Below are 15,187 nucleotides of genomic sequence, written 5' to 3' on the forward strand. Positions count from 1 at the left end.
CTCTGGGCGCCACCCGCCGTTACCGGAATCGACTGCGTGTCGTAACCATCCGCAGGCACTCGCGCGAATCTTCGAAGTTTTCCTGTGCGCAGCAGCTTTCGGCGTCTACCATCGATCACGTCTGGAACGCCTTGGCGCGTAGGCAATCTCGTTCGATGAGCTCTTCGCGGACATACCCGCTGCTGTTTTGATGTGAACACCCAGCGACTCTGAACTATCGACACTATCGACGACTCCGTATTCACCCTGCCCCAAAACCCGTCACCGGCTCCCGGTGGCCGTCTCGAGGTGAGGACCACGCATGACCATAGAAATGCCAGTCGAAACGGAAAACAACGTGCGCAGGAGCCTGAGCACCAGCACGGCAGGCCTACTCGCGCACACCACCAAATCCGAACCGCAGATGCAGGGCATCAGCTCGCGCTGGCTCACCCGCGTGCTGCCGTGGACGCAGGTCAACGGCGGTGTGTATCGGGTGAACCGCCGCCTGACCCATACCGTGGGCAACGGGGAGGTGGAATTCGTCATCGACGGCGGCTCCGCACGGGTGATTCCCCTCGAATTGCAAGAGCTTCCGGCACTGCGCCATTTCGACGACGAGGACGTGTTGCGCGGCCTCGCAGAGCGTTTCGAACAGCGTGATCTCGAACCGGGCACTGTAGTAGCGGAATTCGGCAACCCGATGGATCAGGTTCTGCTGATCGTGCACGGCAAATTGAGCAAGATCGGTTCGGGCGAATACGGAGAGCAGACAAAGCTCGGCATGCTGGGGGGCGGTGACTACTTCGGCGACGTGATGCTCATCGAGCCCTCGGCGATCTGGCCCGTCACCGTAAAGACGGTGACCAAGACGACCATGCTGGTGCTTCCCCGGCAATCCCTGACGGAGTACCTCGACAGCGCTCCGGCGCTGCGGGAGCAACTCTCCCGCGTCGCGTCCGCGCCCACCCACCGCCAGAACAACAAAGGCGAGGCCGACATCGAGGTCGCCTCCGGCCACTCCGGGGAGCCGCTGCTGGAAGGCACGTTCGTCGACTACGACGCCTCCCCGCGGCAGTACGAGCTCAGCCTGGCGCAGAGCGTGCTGCGCGTGCATACCAGAGTCGCCGACCTGTTCAACGACCCGATGAACCAGGTCGAGCAGCAACTGCGCCTGACCATCGAGGCGCTCTACGAACGGCGGGAGTACGACCTGGTCAACAATCCCGACTTCGGCCTGCTGCACAACTGCGATCTGAAACAGCGCATCTACACCGAGACCGGCGCGCCCACCCCGGACGACATGGACGAACTGCTCAGCATGCGCCGCAGCACGAAACTCTTCCTCGCCCACCCGAAAGCGATCGCGGCGTTCGGACGCGAATGCAGCAAGCGCGGGCTCTACCCGGACCCGGTCGAGGTGGACGGACATCGTGTGCCCGCGTGGCGCGGCGTGCCGATCTTCCCGTGCGGCAAGATCCCGATCAGCGACACCCAGACCACCTCGATCCTGGCCATGCGCACCGGCGAGAAGGACCAGGGCGTGATCGGCCTGCACCAGACCGGGATCCCGGACGAGTACGAGCCCAGCCTGAACGTGCGCTTCAAGGGCATCGATGACCAGTCGATCATCTCCTACCTGATCAGCTGCTATTACTCGGCCGCCGTGCTGGTGCCCGACGCCCTCGGCGTGCTCGACAACGTCCTGGTCGCCCGGCAAGCGGACTGACCGGGGTGATGAGCATGTCGGTGCTCTCCCGCGCCGCGGCGGCGCAGGCCTCCAATGAGGTCGCCGCCACCGTCGTCGCGCTGCTCACCAACACCGGGACGGCCGCTCCGTCCGACCTCTTCGCGCCGAAAAAAGCTGACGCACCGGATATTCCGCCCCCGGATGGACCAGCGGGTGTGCGGCCCGCCGGGTTGCTCGGTCCATCCGGCCTCGGCGCCGCCGCCCTGCTGCTGCCGATTGGTGGCACGGACCGTGTCACGACGCCCGCCGTCGTGGCGGCGACCTCGGCCGCTGTCCACACCGACGGGCGGGGCACCGCCATCGACGAAACCAGAACAGCGGCCACGCCCGGCGGCATACCGAGATCGGTGAAACGGATGCCGGTGTCGTCGCCGCCACGCATCCCCACCGGACCGACCGGACTCGGCACAGCGTCGGCGTTCTTCGGAAGAGACGGCATCGCGGTGTCGCCACGCACGGCCGGGCACACGGCGCCCGGCCCGGAACCCGCCGGTGATTCCGCGCGCACGCCGCGAATGCCGACCAGCACGACGCACCGCGATCGACCGGATCCGATTCCCCCGCTGTACTGCCCGCCGCCGCTGCGTGACGATCCCGCTCTGGCCGAAGCCGTCAATACCGGGATCGTCGATTGGGCGAGGGACATCGGGCTGTACGAGGGCCGGCTGGAGGAGTTGCGCGACGCCGATTTCGGTCGGCTGATCATGCTCGCCCACCCGGACTGCGACGACGCGGACCGGCTGCTGGCAGCGGCGAAGTGCGCCGTCTCGGAATGGTCGGTGGACGACTACTACTGCGAGGAGGACGCCGACGACCGGGCTCCGGACGGCACGCCGTCCAGTGCCGAGGCCGAACTGGGTCCCCGGCTCGAATTGGCCGCCGCCGCCATGGACCCGGTTCACCTGCCCGTGCGATACGTCGCCCAGCTCGAGGCGGCTCTCGAGGCCGACCCCATCCTGCGCGCCTTCCGCACGTCCTTCGACCATCTGGCGCGCTACGCCAGCCCGGCGCAGCTGGCCCGGCTGCGCACCGAGATCGCGGGCTGGTTCATCGCGCTCGGCGCGGAAGCGGGTTGGCGGGCGGCGGGACGGATGCCGCCGGTGTGGGAATACCTCACCAACCGGCAACCGCACAGCTTCTTGCCCTGCATGGCGCCGACCGACGTGCTCGGCGGCTACGAGTTGCGAGCCGCGGAGTACACCCACCCGGCGGTGCGCCGTGTGGTCACCACGGCGGCGCTGGCCAGCCAGATGGTGAACGACCTGTATTCGATGGCGCGCGAGGACCTTTCCAACGGCAGAGAGTTCAATCTGCCGACCGTCCTCGCCGCCGAGGAGCGCTGCTCACGCCGCGAGGCCGTGCTGCGCACCGCCGAGGTGCACGACGAACTGGTGCACCGGTTCGAACGCGAGGCGGCGCCCCTGGCCGCGGCGGGATCGCCGCAGCTACGCCGCTTCCTCGCCGGCCTGTGGGCCTGGATGGGCGGCAACCGTGCCTGGCACGCCGACAGCAAACGCTATCGCGATGTGAAATGAAGCAGTACCGCACCGAGAGAGGATGATCGCGCATGACCATGCTCAACCCGGACACCGGGACCGTTCTGCGTACCAGTTACCAGAAGTCCGTCGCCGCGTACTGGAACAACAACCCGAACGACGACCGGGTCAACACCAAACTCGGTGAGGTCGACGGGCTCTACCACCATCACTACGGCATCGGCGACCCGGATCTGTCCGTGCTGACCGGCCCGGAGGACACCCGCGAGGAACGCATCGTCACCGAGTTGCACCGGCTGGAGACCGCGCAGGCGGAGTTCCTGCTCGACCACCTCGGCGACGTCCGCCCCGGCGACCGGCTGATGGACGGCGGCTCCGGCCGCGGGGGCACCAGCTTCATGGCCAATCAGCGCTTCGGCTGCCAGGTCGACGGGGTGACCATCTCCGAATACCAGGTCGGCTTCGCCAACGACCAGGCCGCCCGCCGCGGTGTCGCGGACAAGGTGAAGTTCCACTTCCGCAACATGCTGGACACCGGATTCGAGACCGGTTCCATGCGCGGCATCTGGACCAACGAGACCACCATGTACGTGGACCTGTTCGACCTGTTCCGCGAGTTCTCCCGCCTGCTGGAACCGGGCGGACGCTACGTGTGCATCACCGGCTGCTCCAATGATGTCACCGGTGGCCGTTCGTCCTCGGTCAGCTGGATCGACGCGCACTACGGCTGCATGATCCATCCGCGCAGCGAGTACTTCCGCGCCATGGCCGAGAACAACCTGGTGCCCATCGCCGTGACCGAGCTCACCGCCGCGACAATCCCGTATTGGGAGCTGCGGACGAAATCCGAGCTGGCCACCGGCGTCGAGAAGCCGTTCCTGACCGCCTACCGGGAGGGCAGCTTCCACTACATGCTCATCGCCGCCGATAAGGTGGGCAGGTGACCGACACCCTCGCCCAGCAGCACACCGACCGCGAGGCCCTGCCCGTCGAGCTCGTCGACGACATGGGCCGCGCGGTCGGCGAGTGCTCGGTCGCCGAGGCCCATCTAGCTCCGGGGCGACTGCACCGCGCGTTCTCCGTGTTGCTCTTCGACTCGGCGGGCCGGGTGCTGTTGCAGCAGCGTGCGGCGGTGAAGACCAGATTTCCGTCGCTGTGGGCCAACACCTGCTGTGGGCACCCCGCACCTGACGAACCGGTCGCGACCGCCGCAGGGCTGCGACTGAACGAGGAAATGGGCCTGACCTGCGCGCTCACCGAAGCGGGAATCTACCGGTACCACGCCGCGGACCCGCGGACCGGTCGCGTCGAATCCGAATGGGATCACGTGCTGATCGGGCGGTTGGACATCGGGACACCTCGGCCGGATCCGGCCGAGGTCGCCGACTACGCCTGGATCCAACCGGACGCGCTCCGCGACGCGCTGGTCGACAATCCGGACGCCTACACACCATGGCTGGCGGGAGTCCTCGACATAGCCGAGCCCGCGTACGTCCCGAGAAGCTCGACACCCTGACCGTCCCTCGACTTCTATGGCCCGAGGCAGCCGAGCACATCGTCGACTGCTGGTGGTCGACGCCGATCCGGCTGCCTCGATCCAGCTTCGCGACGTCGCGGCACCTCCCTTTCCCGGCTGTCTCGTAACTCCGCGTTCGAGCGTGCTGTTACCGGCAGCCGGGACGATCTCATTGATAGATGCGCATATCCCTGTAACACCATGGACAGAAACTGAGAGAAATCATAGGAACGGCACAGGCTTTGGCCAGGACCGTTCTGCATCGTTGACGTTGTTGGAGTTCTCGGTGAAGTGAGGTGCGTGATGGTCGAATTCGAGGTCACCGGAACGAGGGTGACCGTGCACGTGCGCGGCGCCCATCAGCTGCTCGCACTGCGCGACCAGCTGACGTTCGATTTGTCCGACATCACCGCGCTCGGCTTGGCCGGGGTCGATCGCCGCCCGCCGTGGGTGCGCGCGCCCGGCGCGTTCTTCCCCGGCGTCATCGCGGCGGGAACGTTCCGGGGCAAAGGCCGCAAGGAATTCTGGGACACACGCTTCGACGGGCACGCCATTCGTATCGACTTGGCAGGCGCCGACGTGACACGCCTCGTGGTCGACGTGGCAGACCCCGACGCCGAGTTGCGGAAGCTCGCGACCGCCGTGGCCGCCTGATCCCTCGGACGCTGCACGAACTCGGCGAGCCCCCGTCCGGGTCAGGGCAGTGCGCTCGTGCCCGGACGGTAGCGCCCCCTCCCCTACCCGACTGCGCGACTGCGCGTGAGCCGCGTTTACAACGTCGGCGCCGCCGCCACGCCGCCACTCGACCATCATGGCCACGCTGACCACCGCCACGCCGACCTCGGTACGCAGGTGCGCTGCCGCCCCCACATTCCGAAACGATCGCGTCGGACAGTCCGCCTTCCCCCACGCCTCGATGATCTGGCGGCCGCTCGGACGAGGGCCATAATGGGCCGCGAGCACGCAGCGTCCCATGCGCTGGAAATCGAGCACGAGGTTTCGATGACAGTTTCGGCAGCACAGCACGTCGATCGCCGCTTCGCACGTTTGGTCGCCGAATTCGACCGGCTGTTCCGGCGGCCGTCCGACGGCGGCGGGGCGCTGGCGGTCTATCTGCACGGCGAGCCGGTCGTGGATGTCTGGGCCGGATACGCGCATCCCGACGTCCCGTGGGCGCACGACACCGTCGCGATGGCGTATTCCACCGGCAAAGGTATCGCGAGCACACTGGTGCACCGGTTGGCCGAGCGCGGCCTGATCGATTACGACGAGCCGGTCGCGACATACTGGCCCGAGTTCGCGGCCGCGGGCAAGGACCGCGTCACGGTGCGCGCGATGCTGACCCACCGGGCCGGGCTGCACCGCCTGCGCGGACTGCTGCCGGGCCCGATCGAGCTGTTCTTCGACGACGCGGCGGTCACCGCGGCGCTCGCGGCCGCCGCTCCCGATCCGCGGCACGAGGTGACCAGCGGCTATCACGGCATCACCTACGGGCATCTGGTCGCTGAGCTGGTGCGCCGGGTCGCCGGGTCGGAGTTCACCGATGTGCTGCGCACGGAGATCGCGCAACCGCTCGGGGCGGAGGAACTGTGGTTCCGTGTTCCGGAATCCGAGCGCGGGCGTATCGCCACCAACTTCCCGCGTCTCACCGTCGCTGGGATGAGCTGGGAGCGCGGCTCACGGCTACTGGCCCGCACCCGCTTCGCGGCCGCGGCCGACACGACGCCGACGGGGTTCGCCGAACTGGTCGCCGACCCGCGCCTGCACGATTCGGTGATGCCCGGCCTCAACGGCGTCTTCTCCGCGCGGGCGCTGGCCCGGGTGTACGGCGCGCTCGCCGACGGCGGACGGTTGGACGGCTACCAGCTACTGCACGGGGACACCATCGAGCGAATGACCCGGCGACAGGTCTTCACCCCCGATTACGTGCTGGCCTTCCGCATTCCGTGGGCACTCGGCTACCACGGCGTGCCGATGAAACCATCCAGGGCCGAACCGATCTCGGCGTTCGGCCATTTCGGGCTCGGCGGCTCCGGTGGTTTCGCCGATCCCGCGACCGGGATGTCGCTGGGCTTCGTCACCAACCGCCTCGGCAGCAGGCTGACTCCTTTGGGCGATGCCCGCTTGGCCCGCCTCGGTGCGCTGGCTCACAACCTCGCCCGAGCCGCCTGACCGTCTGGCTGCCCGAATGGCAGCATGGCGGTATGGAGTCGGTTGACATGTCGCGAATCGAGGCGGCCGCGCGGCTGCTGGCCCCGGTGATCAGGCGCACGCCACTGCTGGCGTCGCGGGCGCTGTCCGAGCGCGCGGGCACCGAAGTGTGGTTGAAGTGCGAGAATTTGCAGCGGACCGGCTCGTTCAAGCCGCGCGGCGCCTACAACCGGATCGCCAACCTGTCGCAGGAGGCACGCGAGCGTGGCGTCGTCGCCGCGAGCGCGGGCAACCATGCGCAGGGGGTCGCGTGGTCGGCGTCGTCGCTCGGCATAGCGTCCACGGTGTTCATGCCGGTCGGGGCCTCCCTGCCGAAATTGACGCCGACCAAGGCCTATGGCGCCCAGGTGCGCCAGGTCGGCGAAACCATCGACGAGTCGCTGGACGCGGCGCTGGATTTCGCCGAACGGTCCGGCGCGACGCTGATCCACCCGTTCGACCATCCCGATATCGTGGCCGGTCAAGCCACCATCGGCCGGGAGATCCTGCGGCAGCTGCCGCAGGTGGGCACGGTGCTGGTGCCCACCGGCGGCGGCGGGCTCCTCGCGGGTGTCGCGGTCGCGATGCGGCACCTGGCGCCGGACGTGCGCGTCATCGGGGTTCAGGCGGCGGAAGCGGCCGCCTGGCCTGCCTCGCTGGCGGCGGGTGCGCCGGTGCGGATAGACCGGATGTCGACCATGGCCGACGGCATCGCGGTCGGGCAGCCCGGTGCGGTGCCCTTCGCCCATGTCGCCCAGTATGTTTCGAGCATCGTGACGGTGGACGAGGAAGCGTTGTCGCAGGCGCTGCTGCTGTGCCTGGAACGCGCGAAGGTGATCGTCGAGCCCGCGGGCGCCGCGGCGGTCGCCGCCCTGATGAGTCACGTACCATCGGAGCTCGGCCTGCGCGGACCGGTCTGTGCGATCTTGTCCGGCGGCAATATCGACCCGCTGCTGCTGACCCGGGTGATCGGGCACGGTTTGAGCGCCGCGGGCCGGTATCTGGCTGTGCGCGTGACGATCTCCGATCGCCCCGGTGCGCTGGGCACGCTGCTCGCGGTGATCGGCAAGACGGGTGCCAGTGTCGTCGACGTGGCGCATTCGCGCACCGGAACCTGGCTGGCGGTGGACGAGGTCGAAGTGGCGCTGACGCTGGAGACGCGCGGGTCCGAGCATCGTGACGACGTGCTCACCGCGCTCGCGAACGCGGGATACGCGGTGCGCGTCTCGGATTGACCGGTGACCGCCGGTGTCTTGGTCGGCAGGCGAGGACGCGGCAAGCCGCAGGTCAGTGCGCGCCGCCGAGTTCCAGAGCCAGTACTCCGAGAATCACCAGAGCGATGCCGCCCACCTGCACCAGGCTCAGTCGCTCGTCCAGGAACAGCACGCCGATCAGTGCGATAGCGGCCACACCCACCGCCGACCAGATGCCGTAGGCCACCCCGATCGGCATGCCCCGCTTCAGTGCCTGGGCCAGGAAGAAGAACGCCGCGCAGTATCCGACGACCACCACGATCGACGGAACGAGTTTGGTGAATCCCTCGGAGATCTTGAGTGAAACGGTCGCGGTCACCTCGGAAGCGATGGCCAAGGCAAGCAGCAGCAAGGTCATTTTCGCAGCGTAATCGAGCCTCGCGCGGCTCATACCGGGCAGCGTTCCGCAAACGCGTACGCTCCCCATCGCAGGGAATTCGCCGACGGGTTGCGGGACGACGCGCGGCTACGCTCGGCACATGCGTAGCTCGAACGTTGCGGTAACCGCTTTTCCGTTCCATGAAGTGACCTGCAACGAGTTGCCGTACGGCGAACGCGACGAGCGGTACCGGCGGTTGCACGCCTGGCCCGAACCTAGCTACGCACATCCGTCCGGACTGCGCATGATCTGGAAATACGCCGACGTGCGCGAGGTGCTGGAGGCGAGGACGCCCGGCATCTCCAACGCGAATTCGCTGGACCCCTTGGTGGGCTACGCGCGCATCGCGGCGACTCCGCGAGCCATCCCGCATTTCGTCCGGCACCTGGTTCCGCCACCCGCGAAAGCCACCGCGAACCTCGGCGACGACCGCCTGCACAAGCGCGTGTGGAACACCATGGCCGGACCCACCGGACACTTCACGATCACCCCGGCCGAGCGTCCGAACCGGGCGGCGGAGATGATCGAGCATTTCCACGACGCGGTGCGCGAGGCGAGGTTTCGACCGGGGTCGCCGGTCGACGTGAGCGCGGTGTCGATCGCCTATGCCGCCCGGACCGTCGGCGCGGCGGTCGGCTTGCCCGCGGCGGACTGGCCGCACGTGGCAGCCTGGAGCGGCGCCCAATCGGGGCTGCTCGGCCGGGTGCTGCGGGGCCGCGAACTGGCCGACGCGGTGAGCGCGCTCGGCTGGTTGTTCACGGTGAGCGGCAAGGCGGTGCGGGAGGGCCGCGGCAGCGAGGCGACCGGCTTCGCGCGCAGGCTCCGCGATGCCGGGCTCTCGCATCGGATCGCGGTGTCGGTCATGGCGAATTCCCTGGCCGCAGGCGTGCACACGGTGAGCGGCAGCATTCAGCAAGGTGTGCAGCGACTGCTGGGCGATCCCGACCGCGCCTGGTGGGACCTGCTCACCGACCCGCGGGACGCCGGCCGGGTCGCGGCGAAGATCCTTCAGCTCGATCCCGGGCTGGTGGCGTGGAAGCGCCGAGCCCGAACGCCGGTCGAGTTGTCCAGCGGCACGCGGCTGCCCGCCGGGCCGTTACTCGTGCTGTTCGCCGCGGCCAATCGCGATCCGGAGGTCTTCCCCGACTGCCTCGACCTGCGCGGGACCGGCAAGATGCCGTTGACCTTCGGGTTCGGCAGGCACGTCTGTCCCGGCAAGAGCATGGCCACGCTGGCCGTCGAAGTGTTTCTCCAGCAGCTGCGCGAGCTGGCGCCGGAGGCCGAACTCGTGCCGGATTCAGGTCGTGCCGTTCGGCGCAGCGATCTGCTGTTCAGCGGCGCCGACATCACCATCGTCGGGTAGGCATCCCGCAACCGGCTCAGCAGCAACTGCTCGGCTGGCCGGATCAGCCGAGCCAGGCCCGCGCCGTGTCCGCCGCCCCGCGCACCTCCGCGAGCTGTGCCGTGACCTGCGCACCGGCCGTGCCGCCCCGGGCGTTGCGAGACGCGATGGAACCTCCCACGGTGAGTACCTCGCGTACTTTCCCGGTCAGCGCCGGGTCGACGGCGGCGAACTCGTCGTCGGTGAGTTCGTCGAGGCCGACGCCGCGGGACTCGGCTACGCGCACGCACGCACCCGCCGCCTCGTGCGCGACCCGGAACGGCACGCCCTGGCGGACGAGCCATTCGGCGATGTCGGTGGCCAGCGTGAAACCGGCCGGCGCGAGTTCGGCCATGCGGTCGGTGTGGAAGGTCAGCGTCGACACCAGGCCCGCGATGGCCGGGAGCAGCAGTTCGAGTTGCGCGACCGAGTCGAACAGGGGTTCTTTGTCTTCCTGCAGGTCACGGTTGTAGGCCAGCGGTTGCGCCTTCAGGGTGGCCAGCAGACCGGTGAGGTTGCCGATCAGCCTGCCCGCCTTGCCGCGGGTCAGCTCGGAGACGTCCGGGTTCTTCTTCTGCGGCATGATCGACGAGCCGGTCGACCAGGCGTCGGCCAAGGTGACGTAGCCGAATTCCGGTGTGCTCCAGAGGATCACCTCTTCGGCCATCCGGCTCAGATCGACGCCGATCATGGCGAGCACGAACGCGGCCTCGGCGGCGAAGTCCCGCGCCGAGGTGGCGTCGATCGAGTTGGCGGCCGCCGCATCGAAATCCAGTTCCGCGGCGATCGCCTCCGGGTCGAGACCGAGCGAGGAACCCGCGAGCGCGCCGGAACCGTAGGGCGACACCGCGGCGCGGCGGTCGAAGTCGCGCAGCCGGTCGAGATCGCGCAGCAGCGGATGGGCGTGCGCGAGCAGATGGTGGGCCAGCAGCACCGGCTGCGCCGCCTGCAAGTGCGTCTTGCCCGGCATCACCGCGTCCGGGTGCGCGGCGGCCTGCTCGACCAGCGCGTCGATCACCGCGAGCACACCCGCAGCCACCCGGCGCACCCCATCGCGCAGCCACATCCGGAACAGCGTGGCCACCTGGTCGTTGCGGGAACGCCCGGCCCGAAGACGGCCACCGAGCTCCGCGCCGACGCGCTCGATCAGGCCGCGCTCCAGCGCGCCGTGCACGTCCTCGTCCGACTCGGCGGGACCGAACGCACCGGACTCCACGTCCGCCGCGAGACGATCCAGGCCCTCCAGCATGCCCGCGAGATCGGTGTCCGACAGCAGGCCGGCTTTGTGCAGCACCCGCGCGTGCGCCTTGGAGGCCCGGATGTCGTAGGGGGCCAGCGCCCAGTCGAAGTGCGTCGACTTGCTCAGCGCGGCCATGGCCTCGGCCGGGCCGGAGGCGAATCGCCCGCCCCAAAGCGCGCCTTGGTTCGTGCCGCTGCTCATGCTTGTCCGCCTCTCCGGTTATTCAGGCTCCCCCGCCGCTGCGTGCTTCAAGCCGTACAAGTCGGGAGACAAAACAATTTCGTTCAGGTGCCGCTCGAGGTCTTTGTTCGAATGTCGTGCCCTGGTGAAGCCCTCGCGTACCAGCCCGAACAGACGCACACCGAGTCATCCGGCTCCGAGACTACGACTTCACATGAGCAGTCGGCGCGCCGGTACGCGTTCGCGCACCGGCGCGCCTGGCGCTTACTTCTGGTTCAGGTCGCGGCGGGCGGCGACCTTGGAGGACAGGCCGTGGATCTGGACGAAGCCCTTGGCCAGCGACTGATCGAAGGTGTCGCCCTCGTCGTAGGTGGCCAGGTTGAAGTCGTAGAGCGACTGCTCGGAGCGACGGCCGTTGACCACGATGGAGCCGCCGTGCAGGACCATCCGGATGTCGCCGGAGACGTGCTGCTGGGTGTCGCCGATGAACGCGTCCAGCGCCCGCTTGAGCGGGGAGAACCACAGACCGTCGTAGGCCAGCTCGCCCCAGCGCTGCTCGACCTGCCGCTTATAGCGGCCCAGCTCGCGCTCGATGGTGACGTGCTCGAGCGCTTGGTGCGCCGTGATCAGCGCCATGGCGCCCGGCGCTTCGTAGATCTCGCGGCTCTTGATACCGACCAGACGGTCCTCGACCATGTCGAGCCGGCCGACGCCCTGGCGGCCAGCGCGGTGGTTCAGCTCCACGATGGCCTCCAGCACGCTGACCTGGCGGCCGTCGATGGCCACCGGCACACCCTTGTCGAAGGTGACGATCAGCTCGTCCGGAGCCTCGAAGTTGACGGTCGGGTCGGAGGTGTAGTCGTAGACGTCCTTGGTCGGAGCGTTCCACAGGTCCTCGAGGAACCCGGTCTCCACCGCGCGGCCCCAGACGTTCTGGTCGATGGAGAACGGCGACTTCTTGGTGACGTTGATCGGCAGCGCGTTCTCCTCGGCGAAGGCGATGGCCTTCTCCCGGGTCCACGCGTAATCCCGCACCGGGGCGATCACGTTCAAATCGGGCGCGAGCGCGCCGATGCCCACCTCGAAGCGGACTTGGTCGTTGCCCTTGCCGGTGCAGCCGTGCGCGACGGTGCTGGCGCCGTGGAACTTGGCGGCCTCGACCAGGTGCTTGACGATGAGCGGGCGGCTGATCGCCGACACCAGCGGATACTGGCCCATGTACAGCGCGTTGGCCTGGATGGTGGGCAGGCAGTACTGGTCGGCGAACTCGTCGCGAGCGTCGATCACGATGGCCTCGACGGCGCCGCAGTCCAGGGCGCGCTGACGCACCACGTTCATGTCCTCGCCACCTTGGCCGAGGTCGATGGCCACGGCCACCACTTCGGCGCCGGTCTCCTTGCCGATCCAGCTGATCGCCACGGAGGTGTCCAGCCCACCGGAGTAGGCGAGTACGACGCGCTCGGACATGTTCTGTGTGCTCCTCGAAGTTCAGTAGGTGTATCAGCAGTATGGCGGGTGTCCGAGCGTGGGAACGGCCCGGCCCCGACGCCTCGAGACCAGCCTGGGCAGGCCCGCGTCGTTCTGCAAATGATTATGCACGATGATGCAAGCCCATTCACAATTGGGGTGGCCTCCGCGATCCGCGCCGATCTGGCGCCCCGATGCCTGGGCTGTCCTCCTTCGCACTGAACTCACTGGGGTCAACCTGACACACAGAGTGCCGGATTCGGGGGTGCGGGCAGATTGCCGGTGCCGACCAGCGCCTGGCCGGCCGCACGCACCCGCTGCATCGTTTCCTCACCGTGCACCAGGGCGGTGACGTCCTCGGCGAGTGCGCGCTGCGCGTCCCGTTGCGCGGGACGATCCCGGGTGCGCTCCTCGAGCGCCGCGATCTCGTCCCGGCCGCGAAAGGTGAAAATAATCAGATAGTCGGCGACCTTGGCGTCCTCGGCGTTGAGCCAGAACTGGTAGAAGTCGTACGGCGAGGTCATCTTCGCGTCGAGCCAGATCGCACTCCCGTCGGTCTTGCCGAACTCGGTGCCGTCGGCCTTGGTGATCAGCGGCGTAGACGTGCAGGCTCGCGCCTTCGCCACCTCCGTCGGTGGCCGCCGGCTGAACCTGATTCTGGAGAGCCTCGGCGGCAAGTCCATCACCGCCGCTGCAACGCCGTTCCTGCTGATCCGGGAGGACTGAGCCGAGAGTTCGGCCGGTACCGCAGTCAGCAAGACCTGGTCCCTGAAATGGAGCGAGGCAGACGATGGCGACGAACACGATCGCCTCCAGATGCGAAATACTCACCTCATGGTGCGAACGGGACGGCGCGCCGTCCTCGACCCACCGGACCACTCGAGCGACTATCTTGGGCGAACATTTCAAGTGCGTCGTGCGGATTCGACGGTGCCACAGACCCGACTCGAGCCGAACCTGCGGACTACCCTGACGCGACAAGGTGTAGCCTTCACAGCGAAGTGACAGGCCCACCACCTGTCGAGCGGGTTGAGAATTCACGAACTTTCTCGGGAACCATCAACCGCGTCCGATATCCTCGCGCGGAGAAATTCGGAGCGTTTTTGTTCGAGGTACTTCTGCCAACGTTGACGAAGGCCAGGATATCCTGAAACACCGCCGGGTGGCGGCGGCATGAAGGTGACGAATTCCCCGACATCTTGCGGGTAACCAAAATCGGCGAAGAGCAGATCGACAGTTTTGAAGGGATCCTCGAATTCTGCCTGGTTCTCATGCACCCAAGCGATTGCTAGATAGGACCAGACACGGTCATGACTGTCGACGAGTTGATCCATCAGATGAAGGAGACGATCCAACTCATCCGAGAGCAAAAGGGAGATCTCCTCGATAGAACCCGCCTTGGAATCAGCTGGCACGACATAGCCCAGCGCCAACTCGACCACGTCCACCGGCGATATCCATCGGTTGACATAACCATAATGAAGCTCGCCTGGAGTCAGGCGAGCCCAGTCCGTGATGAATGATGCAGGAATATTGAATCTGACGATGGCTCCACCGTTTCATCCATGAATCCGAGCCCCGGGTCCCTACTAGTCAGCAGGTTTCGCCATCGCAGTCGGATTCTCCACCACCTCGAGAAGCAATCCCCAACCGAACGCAGCGACATACGTTCGCCCGGAGCGTTCGAACAGTTACTCCGCGTTAGGCAGCAATTGCTCTCCCTCACTGAGGGGACCGAAAAGCTCTTCGAACTCGTCGACCGTCACGCTCCAAGGTGGCAGTTCGGTCGGCTCATCGACTGCCGGAGGGCTGCCCGAGATTCTCCTGAATGGCGCATCGCCGATCGCCCCGAAATGCGTGCCCTTTGCAACGAATTCGAACTGTGGCCAAAATGCGCTGGCATACCGCACTGTGGACGTACCTGGAGCATGAACACCGATGAGCTCTGGTAGTTTCAAAAACTGCAGTCGCCCCAGAGACAGCATGCGTGACACCTTGTCAGCAACGCGCTCAGCCTCTTGTAGCGTGACGCCATACGCTTCGAGTTTGGCCATCTTCACATCATCGGAACAGCGCATGCACATCAACTGATGGATCTCGAAATTTTTAGGCTTTCTTGGATACCCTGAATACATCAACTACCTCTCATGAGCTTATCATGGGGGATGTACTGAAGAAACTCCGAGAGGTCGCCCCTGGACTCGACAATTGACCCGTCGGGTTCGACCACTAGCGCAGTTGCGTTATGTGCCGGGGAAGTTCATCCATCCGTTCCTACGTTGCCGATCTCAACGAATGCGCGCAAAGTGGCTCCCGGCGCGACCGCGACAGATCTCTCTTGCGATAAATGCAGATC

General features: G+C 67.0%; 14 protein-coding genes. 8 read left to right on the forward strand and 6 right to left on the reverse strand.

All coding sequences use genetic code 11. From position 1 onward, the window contains the following. Positions 1-301: 301 nt before the first annotated feature. The 7 genes from M8859_RS24015 (at position 302) to ilvA (ending at position 8,166) form a co-directional block, all read left to right on the forward strand. Positions 302-1,708, forward strand: coding sequence for a family 2B encapsulin nanocompartment shell protein (locus M8859_RS24015; protein ID WP_159923985.1), 1,407 nt, complete (start codon positions 302-304; stop codon positions 1,706-1,708). 14 nt (positions 1,709-1,722) lie between these two features. Continuing rightward, positions 1,723-3,264 carry a family 2 encapsulin nanocompartment cargo protein terpene cyclase gene (locus M8859_RS24020; RefSeq protein ID WP_195072373.1) on the forward strand — a complete coding sequence of 514 codons (1,542 nt, stop codon included), beginning with the start codon at positions 1,723-1,725 and terminating at the stop codon, positions 3,262-3,264. Between the two features lie 32 nt (positions 3,265-3,296). Further along, a complete protein-coding gene (locus M8859_RS24025; protein WP_159923981.1) occupies positions 3,297-4,169 on the forward strand; it encodes a geranyl diphosphate 2-C-methyltransferase in 873 nt (290 codons plus the stop codon). Further along, complete coding sequence (gene idi / locus M8859_RS24030) at positions 4,166-4,741, forward strand: isopentenyl-diphosphate Delta-isomerase (protein WP_159923979.1); 576 nt, start codon at positions 4,166-4,168, stop codon at positions 4,739-4,741. The genes M8859_RS24025 and idi overlap by 4 nt, the downstream gene beginning before the upstream one ends. Positions 4,742-5,044: 303 nt before the next feature. Continuing rightward, positions 5,045-5,395 carry a hypothetical protein gene (locus M8859_RS24035; protein WP_159924066.1) on the forward strand — a complete coding sequence of 117 codons (351 nt, stop codon included), beginning with the start codon at positions 5,045-5,047 and terminating at the stop codon, positions 5,393-5,395. Positions 5,396-5,743: 348 nt separating this feature from the next. Then, entirely contained in the window at positions 5,744-6,913 is a 1,170-nt protein-coding gene (locus M8859_RS24040; protein ID WP_249644855.1) for a serine hydrolase domain-containing protein, read from the forward strand. A 47-nt stretch (positions 6,914-6,960) separates the two neighbouring features. Then, entirely contained in the window at positions 6,961-8,166 is a 1,206-nt protein-coding gene (gene ilvA, locus M8859_RS24045) for a threonine ammonia-lyase (RefSeq protein WP_372492936.1), read from the forward strand. A 52-nt stretch (positions 8,167-8,218) separates the two neighbouring features. Here ilvA and M8859_RS24050 read toward each other — a convergent pair whose 3' ends face one another. Next, positions 8,219-8,542: a DMT family transporter gene (locus M8859_RS24050; protein ID WP_195139858.1), complete on the reverse strand. Its 324-nt coding sequence runs from the start codon at positions 8,540-8,542 to the stop codon at positions 8,219-8,221. 121 nt (positions 8,543-8,663) lie between these two features. Between M8859_RS24050 and M8859_RS24055 the strand changes: the two genes are divergently transcribed. Beyond that, positions 8,664-9,926, forward strand: a complete 1,263-nt coding sequence (locus tag M8859_RS24055; RefSeq protein ID WP_249644857.1) for a cytochrome P450 family protein — start codon at positions 8,664-8,666, stop codon at positions 9,924-9,926. A gap of 43 nt (positions 9,927-9,969) precedes the next feature. Here M8859_RS24055 and argH read toward each other — a convergent pair whose 3' ends face one another. The 5 genes from argH to M8859_RS24080 all read right to left on the reverse strand — a co-directional run bounded on the left by argH (position 9,970) and on the right by M8859_RS24080 (position 14,885). Next, positions 9,970-11,385, reverse strand: coding sequence for an argininosuccinate lyase (gene argH, locus M8859_RS24060; RefSeq protein ID WP_249644858.1), 1,416 nt, complete (start codon positions 11,383-11,385; stop codon positions 9,970-9,972). A 243-nt stretch (positions 11,386-11,628) separates the two neighbouring features. Continuing rightward, positions 11,629-12,831 (reverse strand): argininosuccinate synthase, encoded by a 1,203-nt coding sequence (locus M8859_RS24065; RefSeq protein ID WP_159923967.1) that lies wholly within the window; start codon positions 12,829-12,831, stop codon positions 11,629-11,631. 233 nt (positions 12,832-13,064) lie between these two features. After that, complete coding sequence (locus M8859_RS24070; RefSeq protein ID WP_249644859.1) at positions 13,065-13,457, reverse strand: tyrosine--tRNA ligase; 393 nt, start codon at positions 13,455-13,457, stop codon at positions 13,065-13,067. Between the two features lie 411 nt (positions 13,458-13,868). After that, complete coding sequence (locus M8859_RS24075; RefSeq protein ID WP_308221230.1) at positions 13,869-14,378, reverse strand: DUF2247 family protein; 510 nt, start codon at positions 14,376-14,378, stop codon at positions 13,869-13,871. Between the two features lie 144 nt (positions 14,379-14,522). Then, the gene (locus M8859_RS24080) at positions 14,523-14,885 is read right to left on the reverse strand and encodes a hypothetical protein (RefSeq protein ID WP_249644861.1); all 363 of its coding nucleotides are present in this window, start codon (positions 14,883-14,885) and stop codon (positions 14,523-14,525) included. Between the last annotated feature and the right edge of the window lie 302 nt (positions 14,886-15,187).

Source organism: Nocardia sputi (assembly GCF_023501985.1).